The sequence below is a fragment of the Pseudomonas sp. CGJS7 genome (assembly GCF_036961695.1).
In genome coordinates this window covers 15,799-29,164 of record NZ_JBAMDI010000132.1, presented here as the reverse complement: position 1 = coordinate 29,164, position 13,366 = coordinate 15,799, and the positions used below count along the sequence as shown (strand labels likewise).

At 67.1% G+C, this 13,366-nt stretch carries 14 protein-coding genes; 6 read left to right on the top strand and 8 right to left on the bottom strand.

The annotated features are described in order from the left end of the window. The 5 genes from V7787_RS43830 to V7787_RS43810 all read left to right on the top strand — a co-directional run. A partial coding sequence (locus tag V7787_RS43830; RefSeq protein WP_336093927.1) for a hypothetical protein occupies window positions 1–433 on the top strand: 433 nt, incomplete at its 5' end. Window position 434: 1 nt separating this feature from the next. Beyond that, entirely contained in the window at window positions 435–929 is a 495-nt protein-coding gene (locus tag V7787_RS43825) for an NUDIX hydrolase (RefSeq protein WP_336093926.1), read from the top strand. Further along, window positions 929–2,071, top strand: coding sequence for a tRNA 2-thiouridine(34) synthase MnmA (mnmA, locus tag V7787_RS43820; protein ID WP_336093924.1), 1,143 nt, complete (start codon window positions 929–931; stop codon window positions 2,069–2,071). Before V7787_RS43825 ends, mnmA begins: the two co-directional genes overlap by 1 nt. Then, a complete protein-coding gene (gene hflD / locus V7787_RS43815) occupies window positions 2,071–2,679 on the top strand; it encodes a high frequency lysogenization protein HflD (protein ID WP_336093922.1) in 609 nt (202 codons plus the stop codon). Before mnmA ends, hflD begins: the two co-directional genes overlap by 1 nt. 341 nt (window positions 2,680–3,020) lie before the next feature. Continuing rightward, the gene (locus V7787_RS43810; protein WP_336093921.1) at window positions 3,021–4,175 is read left to right on the top strand and encodes an NAD(P)/FAD-dependent oxidoreductase; all 1,155 of its coding nucleotides are present in this window, start codon (window positions 3,021–3,023) and stop codon (window positions 4,173–4,175) included. A 176-nt stretch (window positions 4,176–4,351) separates the two neighbouring features. Here the strand turns inward: V7787_RS43810 and V7787_RS43805 are convergent, their stop codons facing one another. Then, window positions 4,352–5,149: an amidohydrolase gene (locus tag V7787_RS43805; RefSeq protein WP_336093920.1), complete on the bottom strand. Its 798-nt coding sequence runs from the start codon at window positions 5,147–5,149 to the stop codon at window positions 4,352–4,354. 12 nt (window positions 5,150–5,161) lie between these two features. Here V7787_RS43805 and V7787_RS43800 point away from each other — a divergent pair, with 12 nt between their 5' ends. Beyond that, entirely contained in the window at window positions 5,162–5,671 is a 510-nt protein-coding gene (locus tag V7787_RS43800) for a hypothetical protein (protein ID WP_336093918.1), read from the top strand. On the opposite strand, the gene V7787_RS43795 is transcribed toward V7787_RS43800, so the two are convergent. From V7787_RS43795 to V7787_RS43765, 7 genes are all read right to left on the bottom strand, one after another. Next, window positions 5,599–7,275 carry a type IV secretory system conjugative DNA transfer family protein gene (locus V7787_RS43795; protein WP_336093917.1) on the bottom strand — a complete coding sequence of 559 codons (1,677 nt, stop codon included), beginning with the start codon at window positions 7,273–7,275 and terminating at the stop codon, window positions 5,599–5,601. The genes V7787_RS43800 and V7787_RS43795 overlap by 73 nt on opposite strands. A gap of 38 nt (window positions 7,276–7,313) precedes the next feature. Then, window positions 7,314–7,595 (bottom strand): hypothetical protein, encoded by a 282-nt coding sequence (locus V7787_RS43790; protein WP_336093915.1) that lies wholly within the window; start codon window positions 7,593–7,595, stop codon window positions 7,314–7,316. Window positions 7,596–7,666: 71 nt separating this feature from the next. Continuing rightward, window positions 7,667–8,221 carry an XVIPCD domain-containing protein gene (locus tag V7787_RS43785; protein WP_336093913.1) on the bottom strand — a complete coding sequence of 185 codons (555 nt, stop codon included), beginning with the start codon at window positions 8,219–8,221 and terminating at the stop codon, window positions 7,667–7,669. A 502-nt stretch (window positions 8,222–8,723) separates the two neighbouring features. Further along, window positions 8,724–9,830 (bottom strand): XVIPCD domain-containing protein, encoded by a 1,107-nt coding sequence (locus V7787_RS43780; RefSeq protein WP_336093911.1) that lies wholly within the window; start codon window positions 9,828–9,830, stop codon window positions 8,724–8,726. A 40-nt stretch (window positions 9,831–9,870) separates the two neighbouring features. Then, window positions 9,871–10,389 (bottom strand): hypothetical protein, encoded by a 519-nt coding sequence (locus V7787_RS43775; protein ID WP_336093909.1) that lies wholly within the window; start codon window positions 10,387–10,389, stop codon window positions 9,871–9,873. Window positions 10,390–10,495: 106 nt separating this feature from the next. Further along, window positions 10,496–11,140, bottom strand: coding sequence for a hypothetical protein (locus tag V7787_RS43770; RefSeq protein ID WP_336093907.1), 645 nt, complete (start codon window positions 11,138–11,140; stop codon window positions 10,496–10,498). A gap of 216 nt (window positions 11,141–11,356) precedes the next feature. After that, complete coding sequence (locus V7787_RS43765; RefSeq protein WP_336093905.1) at window positions 11,357–13,327, bottom strand: peptidoglycan-binding protein; 1,971 nt, start codon at window positions 13,325–13,327, stop codon at window positions 11,357–11,359. Window positions 13,328–13,366 lie beyond the last annotated feature (39 nt).

The following is a 13,366-nucleotide window of genomic DNA, read 5'->3' as shown; positions in this document are numbered from 1 at the left end:
GCAGCCCGATCGCGGCAACGCCAGCGGCGGCGACCCGCGCGTGCGCGCCCAGCTCGATGCGCTGGGCTACAAGTACGAGCTGGACAAGGACGGCGATTTCGTCCTGACCTTCGCCCTGGACAAGGACCGCAGCCAGATGGCCTACGTGCTCTCGGGCACCCAGCGCTACGGCAAGCTGGAGGTTCGCGAGATCTGGTCGCCCGGCTATCGCGGCAGCGACAGCCAACTGCCGGGCGATGTCGCCAACCGCCTGCTCGAAGACAGCCAGCTCAGCAAGATGGGCGGCTGGGTCAAACAGGACGGCGTGGCGGTGTTCGTGGTCAAGCTCGACGCCGGCGCCTCGCAGGAAGATCTGGACGACGCCATCGATTACGTGGTGCGCGCGGCCGACGAGATGGAAGCCGAACTCACCCCCGGCCAGGACGAATTCTGACGTGAGCTACCGCGAAGGCCGTTTTTGGCAACCCGACGTCACCGTCGCCACCATCGTGGTCGACGACGGACGTTTGTTGATGGTCGAAGAATCGGCCGGCGGCCAGCGGGTGATCAATCAGCCCGCCGGCCACCTGGAGCCGGATGAGAGCCTGCTCGACGCGGCCCTGCGCGAGACCCTGGAGGAAACCGCCTGGGACGTGCGCCTGACCGCGTTCGTCGGCGCCTACCAGTGGAAGGCGCCGGTCCAGCCCGACGGCTCCGGCGGCCGCCATTACCTGCGCTTCGCCTTCGCCGCCGAACCGGTCCGCCACCACGCCGGGCGCAAGCTCGACGAAGGCATCATCCAGGCCGTGTGGATGAGCCCGGCCGAGTTGCAGTCGCGCGCGCACCAGCACCGCAGCCCCCTGGTCTGGCAGGTCGTCGCCGACTACCTCGGCGGGCGCCGCCATTCGCTGGACCTGCTGCAGCACCTGGTCCCGACCGAAATCGGCTGATGGCGACGGCGGCGGCGAACACCATCGTGGGCATGTCGGGCGGGGTCGATTCCTCGGTCGCGGCCCTGCTGTTGCGCGATTCGGGCGAGGCGCTGTCGGGCTTGTTCATGCAGAACTGGGCCGACGACGGCAGCGGCGACTGCCGCGCCGAGGACGACCGCCGCGACGCGGTCGCGGTGTCCGGCCGGCTCGGCCTGCCGATCCATTTCCGCGATTTTTCCGGCGAGTACTGGGCCGGCGTGTTCGAACACTTCATCGCCGAGTACGCGGCCGGGCGCACGCCCAATCCCGACGTGCTGTGCAACCGCGAGATCAAGTTCAAGTATTTCCTCGACGCGGCGCGCGAACTGGGCGCGGACTACATCGCCACCGGCCACTACGCCCGGGTCGATCAGGCCGACGGCCGCTTCCGTCTGCTGCGCGCGCTCGACCGCGGCAAGGACCAGAGCTACTTCCTGCACCAGTTGGGCCAGACCCAGCTCAGCGCGACCAAATTCCCGCTCGGCGAACTGATCAAACACGACGTGCGCGAGATGGCGCGTTCGGCCGGGCTGCCGACCGCGGCCAAGAAAGACTCCACCGGCATCTGCTTCATCGGCGAACGCGACTTCCGCGAATTCCTCTCGCGCTATCTGCCGGCGAAACAGGGCGAAATCCGCACCCCCGACGGGCAGCTCGTCGGCACCCATCCGGGCGTGTTCTATTTCACCCTGGGCCAGCGCGAAGGCCTCAACATCGGCGGCGTGCGCGGCTTCGAGCCGGCGCCGTGGTACGTGGTCGGCAAGGATGTCGCCGGCAACGTGCTGTACGTCGACCAGGGCAGCGACAGCCGCTGGCTGCATTCGCAGACCCTGTGGTCGGAGCCGGCGCACTGGATCGCCGGCGAACCGCCCGCGGCCACCTTCCGCTGCAGCGCGCAGACCCGCTACCGCCAGTCCGACCAGGACTGCGAAGTGCATCTGCGCGAGGACGGCAGCCTGGACGTGCGTTTCGACCAGCCGCAACGCGCGGTCACCCCGGGCCAGTCGCTGGTGCTGTACGCCGGCGAGGTCTGCCTCGGCGGCGCGGTGATCGCCGCCACCGATGCGCCGGCGCTCGCGGGCTCCCGCCTCCCGAATTCCTCTCTGACGACGACCCCGTAATGGCCGAACTTTCCCAACGCGTCCTCGCCCTTGCCGGTCTGGCCCAGGCCTTGGCCCAGGTGCGGCGCATCGCCGACACCGGCCAGGCCAACGCGGCCGTGCTCGGCACCTGCCTGGACTCGGTGTTCCGCATCGACGCCTCCTCGCCCGCCGCGGTCTACGGCGGCCTGGACAACCTGCGCCCCGGCCTGATGCTGGTGCAGGACTACTTCACCAACCGGATCAAGGACGAACACCTGCCGCGCCTGGCGCTGGCGGTGCTGCAGCTGGAACGGCGCTTCGTCCGCGACGACGCGATGACCGAGAAAGTGCTGCGCGGCATCCACGAACAAGCCACCGCCGCGCACCGGCTCGGCAGCGGCCACCCGGACGTGATCGCCGCGCTCGGCACCCTGTACGCCGACTCCCTGAGCCACCTGCGCCCGCGCGTGCTGGTGCAAGGCAACCCGCATTACCTCGGCCAACCCGGCGTGGTCGCCGAAGTGCGCGCGGTGCTGCTGTCGGCGGTGCGCTCGGCGGTGCTGTGGCGCCAGCTCGGCGGCGGCTATTGGGACTTCCTGCTGCGCAAGCGGGCGATGGTGGATTCGATCGAGTCGCAGTTGGGTTGAGCGCGAATCGCGGCCTGTCGCGGGCGCTGCACTTGCAATGAAAGCCGCGCCGTAAGCGCGGTGTCGCGGTCGCAGCTTGTGACCGAAGGAAATCCCCGTGGGACGCAGCTCCTACAGTCGGATTGCGAGCCGACGCCGCGTCGCTACGGCCGCTGCCTGTAGCGGCGGCGCGAGCCGCGACTGCGCGGCAGGCGCTCGCGACGTAGTCCGGCCGCATGCGCGATCGCGCAACCGAAGCCGCACAGCGGCAATTTCGACGCTGCCGACACTTCACACAGCCGCCATACCGGCTTCGCCTCGCCCGCCCACACTGCGCCGCAACTCCTCCCGAGATTGCGGCCATGTCGATCCAACCCAGCTCCTACGATTGCGACCTGATCGTCGTCGGCGCCAGTTTCGCCGGCGCCGCTTGCGCGCTCGCCGCGGCGCGCGCGGGACTGCGCGTGGTGGTGCTGGAACGCAAGCGCGATCCCGGCGACAAGCTGCGCACCACCGGTATCGTGGTCAAGGAAGCGGCGGAACAGACCTGGCTGAGCCGCGCGCCGACCGGTTGCGTGCACCGGGTCGAACGGGTGCGCCTGTATTCGCCCAAGCTGCGCAGCATGGCGCTGGCCGCGCCCGGCTATTACTTCCTGACCACCGACACGCCGCGGCTGATGCGCTGGCTGGCGCAGGAACTGGTCCGCCACGGCGTCGACCTGCGCCTGGGCGCCTCGTTCACCCAGGCCGAACGCGACGGCGAAGGCTGGCGGGTGGAAGGCGTCGGCCGCACCCGCTTTCTGGTCGGCGCCGACGGCGCCAAATCGCGCGTCGCCGAGCGCACCGGCCTGGGCCGGACCCGCGAGTTCCTGTACGGCATCGAATACGAGTTCGCCGGCGCCGCCCTGCCCGAATCGGGCGCCCTGCACTGCTTCGTCAGCAAGCGCTATGCGCCGGGCTACATCGGCTGGGTCGCGCAGAACCCCACCGGCGTCCAGGCCGGCCTGGCGCTGCGCCACGATGCCGAACGCGCGCGCGTGCCCGACATCGACGGCTTTCTGGCGCGCGTGCGCGACGTGGTCGGGCTGGGCGCGGACCTGCAACCCGATGCGACCCGGGCCGGCCTGATTCCTTGCGGCGGCCCGGTGTTCCCGCTGGCGCGCGACGGCGCGATGCTGACCGGCGACGCGGCCGGCATCGTCTCGCCGGTCACCGCCGGCGGCATCCATTCGGCGTGGGCGCACGGCGAGACCTTGGGTCAGGCGATCGCGCTGCATGCGCGCGGGCTCGGGCCGGCGCCGGAATCGATCGCCCAGGATGCGGCGCCGAAGTTTCGCCGCAAGCGCGCGTTGCGCTGGGCGTTCGATCGGTTTCAGGCCGATTGGCCGTTCGATTTGCTGCTGCACTCCGCGCCGCTGCGGTGGGCGGCGGAGCAGGTGTATTTCCACAAGCGTGGGGTCAGCGAGAGCGCGATTGAGGTTGGTGGGGTGCGTTCGCGGGCGCGTGAGGATTATTGAGTGCGGGCGATGCCCTCTCCCGCTTGCGGCGCCCGAAGGGTGTGCAAGGCTGAGAGAGTTGGGGTGAGGGCGCGCGACACAGCAGGCGCCGCGATAGCAACGACCTCCCTCGTGCCCTCACCCCAACCCCTCTCCCGCAAGCGGGAGAGGGGCTCATCAGGGCTCAACTCAAGGGCTCAGCTCAACTCGAAACGGTCGCCATCGAGCATCGCCGGAAACCGCTCGCGATGCGCGGCCAGTTCGGCCGCCTGCAAGGTCGTGGTGACCACCACTTCCTCATCGGTGCACTCGCTGACCGCATGCCCGAGGAAATCGATCACCGCGCTGTCGCCGGCGTAATGCAGGCCGTTGCCGTCGTCGCCGACGCGGTTGAGGCCGGCGACATAGCACAGGTTTTCGATCGCCCGCGCGCGCAGCAGCGTCTTCCACGGGTAGGCCCGCGCCGACGGCCAGTTGGCCACGTACAGCAGCAGATCGAAGTCCGGCGCGCCGGGGCGCTCGACATCGAAACGGTTGCGCGAAAACACCGGGAATCGCAGGTCGTAACAGACCAGCGGGCAGATCCGCCAGCCCTTCCATTCCACGGTCAGACGCTCGCGGCCGGCGGCGTAGCGCTCGTGTTCCTTGGCGAAGCGGAACAGATGGCGTTTGTCGTAGGTGTGCAGCTCGCCGTCGGGGGTGGCGAACAGCAGGCGGTTGAACACGCCTTCGTCGGTACGCAGCTGTACGCTGCCGGTTACCGCCGCGCCGAGCTTGGCGGCCTGTTCGCGGATCCAGGCGACGGTCGGGCCGTCCATGGTTTCGGCGTTGCCGATGGCTTCGTTGCTGAAACCGCTGGTGAAGGTTTCCGGCAGCAGCACCAGGTCGGTGATGCCGTGCAGCGAGGAAATCAGGTCGCCGTAGTACTCGCGGTTGCCGGCGGGGTCGTGCCAGCGGGTGGCGCCTTGGACTAGGGAAACGCGGAGGTCTTTCATGAGTAGGCCCGGATGCGTGCTGCGGCCATTATGCCTGCCGATGGTCCGCGCGTTCGCGCAGGACGGCGGGAAAATGCCATTCAGCGCAATGGCTCTGCGCAGCGGCCCGCGACCATTGCCGCCGGCCGTTGCATGCGCCTGCACCCCGCTTGGTTCTACCCGCTTCTGCACACCCTCACCACCGTCATTCCGGCGAAAGCCGGAACCCATTTTGCCGTTGCCTCATCCACGCGGAACGAGGGAATCGCAGCAAAAGCAAAATGGATTCCGGCTTTCGCCGGAATGACGAAACCAGGATTCTCGGCGACGGGAGCAAGCGTCGGGATGGCACAAAACCTCAGCGACGAATTCCCTCGCCATACGCAAACGCCGCCGGTGATGCCGGCGGCGTTTGCGCGAACCTCACGTCCCTGTCGATTACCGGCCAGGACATCCCAAACGCGGTCCGATCAGGCCTTGATATCCAACATCGGCACCGTAACCTTCGGCAACAACCGCTGGGTGAACATCTTGTCCTGGTAATACTTGATCTTGTCGCACTTCACCGGATGCGGGATGCCTTCGTACAAGAACACCTCGGTATCGAAGCCCATCGCCTTGAGCTCCTGCGGCAGCATCAGCGCGCGGCGCTCTTCCGACTCGCTGCGCGAGATTTCGCGGCCGCGGGTGACGTTCTCCTTGCGCACGGTGGTGTAGCCGAGCATGTCGGAGTAATCGTTGGCGTCCTGCTGTTCGCGCGGCGCGTAGATGATCTGCAAGGCGTGGTTGGTGATGATGGTGCGCGAGATGTCCTTGCCGTAGGTCGCGTCCAGCTGCGACATGCTCTGGATGATCGGCAGCAGACGGATGTTGTAGCCGGCCATGTACGACACCGCCGAGGCGATGATGTCGACCTTGCCGATCGAGGTGAACTCGTCCATCAACAACAGGCACTGGTGCTTGAGCTCGGGGTTGTTCTGCGGCAGCTCGCGGGTGTTGAGGTTGATGATCTGGCTGAAGAACAGATTCACGATCAAGCGGCTCTCGGCCAGCTTGTTCGGCTGGATGCCGACGTAGATCGTCATCTTCTTCTTGCGCAAGTCGGTCAGCTTGAAGTCGTCGGTCGCGGTGGCCGCGTCCAGCACCGGGTTGATCCACGGGTTCAAGGGTTCCTTGAACGTGCCCAGGATCGAGGCGAAGGTTTCGTCGGCCTGCGAGAGCATGTTGGCGAACGCGGCCTTGGCGTTGCTGCTCAGGAACGGACGCTCCGACAGCCCCTTCAGGAACGGCTTGAGCTCGCTCTTGCCGTCGCCCGAGGACAGACGGTACACCGCGCCGATGGTCGGGATGGTGCCGAACGGGAAGCCGACCTTGTTGGCGTCGTCGTAGGCTTCGAACAGGTACAGGGTGAAGGCCATGAAGCAGTTGCGCGCCTGGCTGACCCAGAACTTCTGATCGTCCGAGCCGTCCGGATACAGCATCGCGGCGATGCTCATCAGGTCCGACACGCGGAACGCCGGATCGTTGGACACGTAGGTCAACGGATTCCAGCGGTGGGTGCGGCGGTCTTCGGCGAAGGGATTGAACAGGAAGATCTCCTGGCCCTGTCCCGAGCGCCAGCCGCTGGTCAGGTCGAAGTTTTCCTGCTTGATGTCCAGCACCACCATCGAACCCTGGTAGTTGAGCAGGTTCGGAATCACGATGCCCACGCCCTTGCCCGAACGGGTCGGCGCGGCCAGGATCACGAACTGCTGGCCGCTGAGCTGGACCAGCTTGCCGTTGTACTTGCCGACCACGATGCTGGTGGGCGTGGACTTGAACATGTCCTTCTTGGCCAAGTCGCCGGCGTTGGCGAAGCGCGCATCGCCGTGCATCGACTTCTTCTTCGGCTTGAACACCAGGAACATCAGGCCGGCGTAGGCCGCCAGCGGCAGGCCGAAGCCGATGATCCCGCCGGCCTTGATCTTGCCGGCATACGGCTTGTATTGCGGAACGTCGAGCACCTTGAGGTAATCGAGGTAGGTGTTCCACTTCATCACGCCGGTGTCGATCTTCATCAACAGCAACGTTATGTATCCCGACAGATACACCCCCGCGGCGACGACCAGCACCAAGGCGACCAGGGCAAAAATCGGCTTCCCTTTCACGTTCTATTTCCTGCTTTGTTCCCCGAACCCGCTGTCGGTCAGCGTCGCTTCCGGCCTACCCGGAGCCCGGATAACTCCGCCGGGCGCGATGGGGACATCATATCCGGCGAAGCGGCGCCGCTGGCTAGCAATTCCTGGACGATTCGGTCGTCGAGCCAGATTTGGGCGTCGCTGAGGGTCAACTCCTGACGCAGCTTGACCCCCGAGGAGCTCAGCACCGCGTAGCCGTAGATTTCGTCGGTGTCGGACTCGCCGTCGCGGGTCAGCGCCACGATCTGGAACTTGCCCCGGGTCAGGATGTGGTGCTGGTACTCGTTCATTGCGGGCCTCCGATGCCTGCTCGCTCCTCGCACGATCCGGCTGGCCGGTCGCGCCGGTCGAGTCCGGCGGGTCAGTCTTTGTCTTTGAACAGATTGCGCGTCAGCGAGGGTTGCTCGCGTTCGCGCTCGCTGGCGCGGTTGGCTTCTTGACGCTCGTTGCCGCGGTCGCGCTCCTGGTCGCGCTGACGCTCGGCGTCGCGCTGGCGGTCTTGCAGGTCTTGCTCGCGGGCCAACTGCGCGAACTGCTCGCTGCTGCGCTGGACCGACTGCTGCGCGGCCTGGGCCGCGTCGACGTAGCTGACCTGGCGGGTCGGCGAATCCAGCTCGCCCTTGACCGCGAACGCGCGCGCGCCGTCCTGGCTGAACACGACATGGTCGACGCCGTGGCGGCCGCGCGCGGCTTCCAGGGCCAGCGCCGCGGACAGGTTGTCGCGCTCGCCCGGGCTGTAGGCGCGTGCCATCTCTTGTTTGTCCAGGCACACCCGGACCTGCGAAAACAGGTCGTGCCGGGGGTGGTTGGCGCTGCTGAGCAGATTGCGCTGCTCGGCCCGGCGCATATCGTCCAAGGTCTGGCTGGACGCTTCGGTGCCGACCTTGAGTTGCTGATCTTGCGGATGGGAGTTCATCGTGCCTCCGTGGCGGACGTTCCGGTCCGGTGGTAGAGCCTTGCGGCGACCCTCGACTGCGGTCGCCGATACAACCCGCCGCGGCCGGCGGCGCAATGCCCGATCCAGGCCGGCCCGCGAACCGAGCCTACCCCGACCGGTGACCGGGGTCGAACCGGCCGTCGTGCAGCGGTTGTGCCAAGCCCTGCCCGGCGCCAGCGCCCAGCCGATACGGACAAAGCGGCAGCGGCAGGTTCGGCCTCCCTAGTGACCGAACCTGCCGTGCCCACTCCGCCCTCTCGGGCGAAGCTTGGACCTCCTTGTCGCAGACCTCGCAGCGACTGCCTTGCCATCCCTGGCCTGCGAGGCCCCGATCCGAACCGCCGTTCCACCTCCACCGAAGACGCAGTCGGCGGTTCGAATCGACCTGTGGCGATACCCGCGCATCCGGCGCCGGCACCTCCTGCATCCTGCGTTTGACCGCGACGCGTCCCTGCGCCGCCCTGCCCGGCATCGGCCGGACTCAGACCATCGTCATCCGTGGCGATTGCTGCTGTCGTGCGTCCACCACCTGCTGTTCGGCCTGCTGCATCGGCGCCGACACGTCCTGGGCCAGGCGCTGGGTCGATTGTTCGATGCTCTGCGCCACCGCTTGCTGGGTGTTGGCGAACACCCGGTGATGGGCCGGGTTGTCGAGCGCGCCCTGCACCGCGAACAAGCCGCTGCCGTTGACGCTCTGAACCACGTGGTTGATTTCGTTCAAGCCGCTCAGCCGCGCCTCATAGGTCAAGGTGGCCGCGGCGCGTTCGCGATCCTGCTGGCTGTGCAGGCCGGCCTGCGGGCCGAGCCGCTCCACGCCGTCCAGGGCTTGCCGGTACATCGCGTGATTGGGATGGCCCGGATCGGACAGCAACGCGCCGCGCGGCTCTTGCCGCGGGTTGGCGCGGTCCAGCGCGTCCAGGGTGCGCGGACCCGCCGCGCCGTCTTCCTTGAGACCGTTCTCGCGCTGGAAAGCGCGCACGGCCTGATGGGTGCGTTCGCCGAAATCGCCGTCCGCAGTCAGCGGCCGGCCTTGCTCATCGCGATAGCCCAGGCGATTGAGCTTTTCCTGCAGCGCGCGCACCTCCGCGCCGCGCTCGCCCTGACGCAACACGCCGTCGTCGCGATCGGCGCCGGCCGCGTGCGCGCCGACAGTCTGGCGGCGGTTCCAGAAATCTTCCGGGTTGATGTTGTTTCCTTGCGGATCCTTCATCTGGTAATGCACGTGCTGCGCGTACTGCGCCTCGCCGCGCGGGCCGCGCCCGCCCATCGTGCCGATCTCGCTGCCGGCCTCGACCCGTTGCCCGACCACCACCGACTGGCTCTGGGTGTGCAGCAGCTGATGGCTGTTGCCCTGGGCGTCGCGGATGGTGATGGTGCCGTAACGCCCGCCGACGAATTCCACCGTGCCGGCGATCGGCGAGTGGATCGTGGGATGGTCCAGATTGACCCCGGCCTGGCCGCCGACGTAATTGAAATCCGAGCCGCCGTGCGCGCCGTTGTCGCGGTGTTCGCCGTAGTGGCCGGTGATGTGCGCCGAACGTCCTTGCTGCGGCGGCAGGATCACGTTCATGGTGTCCTGATAAGACATTGCGATCTCCTGAAGAATGCGGGGCTGCGTTGCGCGCGGGTCAGAGCGAGTCGTCGCGCATGCGGTACAAGGTCCAGCATTCGCCCTTGCGGAAGAAGAACGACAACTGGTAGTCGGTGTCGGGCTTGACCAGCATCACTTCCTTGTCGCCGTTGAGTTCGGTCTGGCTCATGACCAAGCCGTCGGCCTGCTGCTTCTGCGCGCTGGGCATCAGCGGAAATTGCAAGGCGTCGCCGTCGAGCATCGCGGTCACCGTCTGGGGCTCGGGGTCGGCGTTGGCGTCGATGGTTTCGCTTTGCAGCGGCCGCTGGGTGTAACTTCTCTGCAGCTCCGCATCCTCGGCGAAGGCTTTCAGAAACGCATCGAAATCCTGCGAGGGACAGGCCTTGGCCGGAATCGCCGGTTTGGCGGCGGCCGGCGGCGCGGCGATTTCATCGGCCTGGGCCGCGCCCGGCGAATTGGTGGAGGCCACATCGCATCCGCCCAACGCCGCGGCCAGCGCGAGCGCGGCCGCCGAATTGAGGGCGATGGTCCAGCACCGGGTTTGCTTGAATTTCATCGTTCGGTTTCCTTGCGAGAACATCACGGGACCCGCGCACTTTCGCAGCAAGCCGTCGGCGCGTCTGAGCAGCGCGGCACGGCGTCACAATTCGGCCGGACCCGGATCACCGCATCAGCTCGGGTTTGAGCGCGACCTGGAAGGCGCTGCGCTGGTCCGGAGCGTCCAGAGCGAAATACTGGCCGACGATGCGCAGGCCGCCGTCCTGCCAGCTCATGTGTTGCGCGCCTTCTTCGACCCAGGCCGAGTACGCGCCCTGCGCGCCGGGCACCGCGATGTCGCCGCTGCCCTGCACCGCGCCGTCGGCGAGACTGAGCTTGATCACCTTGAGCGAGGTTTGCGACAGCGTCTGCTGCGGCTGAGTGTCCGATTGCAGCAGCACATACACCGTGTCGCCCTGACGCAGGCAATGGGTCGCGCGGCTTTGATAGGTTTCGGCCGGCAGATCCAGGGTCTTGGCCCAGATCGGCTTGCCCGAGGTTTGCGCCACATAGGCGACCGGACGTTGATTCATGCCGTCGTCGTCCAGACTCGCGCCGGCCACGCACTGCTTGTTGTCGCCGATCGACTCGGAGGCATAAGACGAAAAACCACGCGGAATCTCGGCGCTGACCGGCGCGCTCGGCGCGGCGGCAGCGCTCGCCTTCGACGCGGTCGCCGCGGCCGGCGCCGGGGCGTCGGCTGGCTTGCCGCAGCCGGCCAAGGCCAGCGCGCACACGGCGATCGGGAACAGGTAACGATTGAATGTCATCAGCGGATTCCAACAGTCGATAGCGAAACGATTGACGCGACAGCGCTTGAACCGGCATAGCGGCGATCACCGCGGCTGCGAACATTCGGGATGGTGCGCCCGCCGGATTACCCGGCGGACGCACCATCCCCAACCACTACGCGGCGCTGGCCACAGCGATCCGCGTTTGACGCTTGCGGCCGTCGGCGCACGCTCGCGCGGCGCCGACCGTGACGATCACACCGCCGCGGCCTTGGCCTTGTGCTGTTCCTGCTCCGGCTCCGGCTTGGCCGCTTGCGCCGGCTGCGGCACGTCCTGGCGCAACTGCTCGGTCACCCGCTCCACCGGCAGGCTCACCGCGGCGTTCTTGTCGCTGTACGCGCGCTGCGCGCCCGGATCGGTGGGCTCGCCCTTGATCGCGAAGTAACCGGTGCCGCTGACGTTCGGAACGACGTGCTGGATCGTGTCCAGACCGCTGACCCGCGCTTCGTAGGTCAACGTCGCCGCGGTGCGGCGCATGTCTTCCTGGCTCTTGAAGCCGCCCAGCTTGTCCAGTTGCTTGAGCGCGTCTTCGTACATGCCGTTGTGCGGATGCTTGGGGTCCGACAGCAGCGGCTGCGCCTGGGATTTCTTCAGCGCGTCCAGCGTGATCGGGCCGGCGTCGCCATCGACCTTCAAGCCGTGCGCCTGCTGGAACTTGCGCACCGCTTCCTCGGTGTGTTTGCCGAAATCGCCGTCGACGCCGAGCGCATGACCCTTGGCGTCGGTGTAGCCGAGCTTGTTCAAGGCGGTCTGCAACGCGCGCACGTCGCTGCCCTTTTCGTTGCGCTCCAGCACGCCGTCGGCCATCGCCGACACCGGCTTGGCCGCCGCGGGCTTGACCTCGGCGGGCTTGCTCGCCTCCGGCTTGGACGACGCGTCCTGGGCGTGGCCGCGATCGTGATTGCGGTCCTTGAGCAGTTCGCGCGCTTCGGCCAGCGGGTCGGTGGCGTACAGCTTGACGCCCTTGCCGTGCTTGTACTTGAGGTAGTCGTCGACCGAGCTCAGCTCCACGCCTTCGCCGCCGCGCGACTGGCTGATCTTCAGCTCGCCGCTCTTGGGATCGCGCACCACCATGGTGATGTGGTCGATGCCCTTGTACAGCCCGCCGTCCCACGACTTCTTGCCGTTGTCCTCGCCGATGATCATGCCTTCCTTGAGCACCGCGGCGGTGACCGCCTTGCCTTCGATCATCACGTGCGAGCGCTGCTCGGACTTCATCACCAACGCCGCGGCGTTGTCGTAGCCGGGCGAGAACATTTCCTTGGCATCGAACACGGTGCGTCCGGCCTTGCCGTTGATCTCGCGCATCGTCGCGTTCTGCAAGTGGGTCACCCAACCCGAGCAGTCGACCTGCCCGGTGGCGACGTTCTTCTCGCCGAAACCGTACTTGACGTGGTCGTAGCGCACGCTCAGTTGGTAGCCCGACTCCAGCGAAATGCCGCCACCGGCGGTCGGCGCGGCGGGCTTGGTCGCGGCCGGCGTCTGCGCCGGCGCGGGCTGGGTCTGCGCCGGCGCGTTGTGCGTACGCGTCGGCTGCTGAACCGCGCCGTCGCGCAGCGGCTGGATGTTCTTTTCCGGAATGGCGATGCGGTCGTACTTGGTGTCCCAGTACTGCACGAACTTGCTCGCCATCTCGCGGTCGGGCAGCGCCATGAATTCTTTCTTGGTCACGCCGAGAATCTTTTCGCAGTCTTCCGCGGCGATGTTGCTGCGGAAGTTCTTGCGGGTGTCCGGATCGGAGAAATGCCCGGTCTGGATCGCCATCTGGATCGAGCGGTAACCGCCCGCGCCCTGCTGGTGCGCCAGGTACATGTCCAGGCCGTCCGGCTGCGGCTTGCCCGACAGATACGGACGGTCGTCGCGGTCGTGACGCTCCACCAGGATGCTGCGGTTATGCAGATACAGGCGCGCGGCCGCGTCGGTGTTGGCGATCGGATCGAACTCCTTGCCGCGGATGCCGTAGGCCTTGGCGGTATCGGGCACGAACTGGAACAGGCCGGCGGCGGTGACTTCGCCGCGCTTGTTCTTGTGCGCCGCGTTCTCGTCGAAGCGGCCGCCGGTTTCGATGTAGGCGAAACGCAGGAAGTCGTCGCGCGGGATGCCGCGCTCGCGCGCTTCCTTTTCGACGATGTCCAGAACTTCCTTTTTGCTGTAGTCGTGAGCCATGTTCGTCATCTCCTATGAAGGTATTCGCCGGCGCCGAGC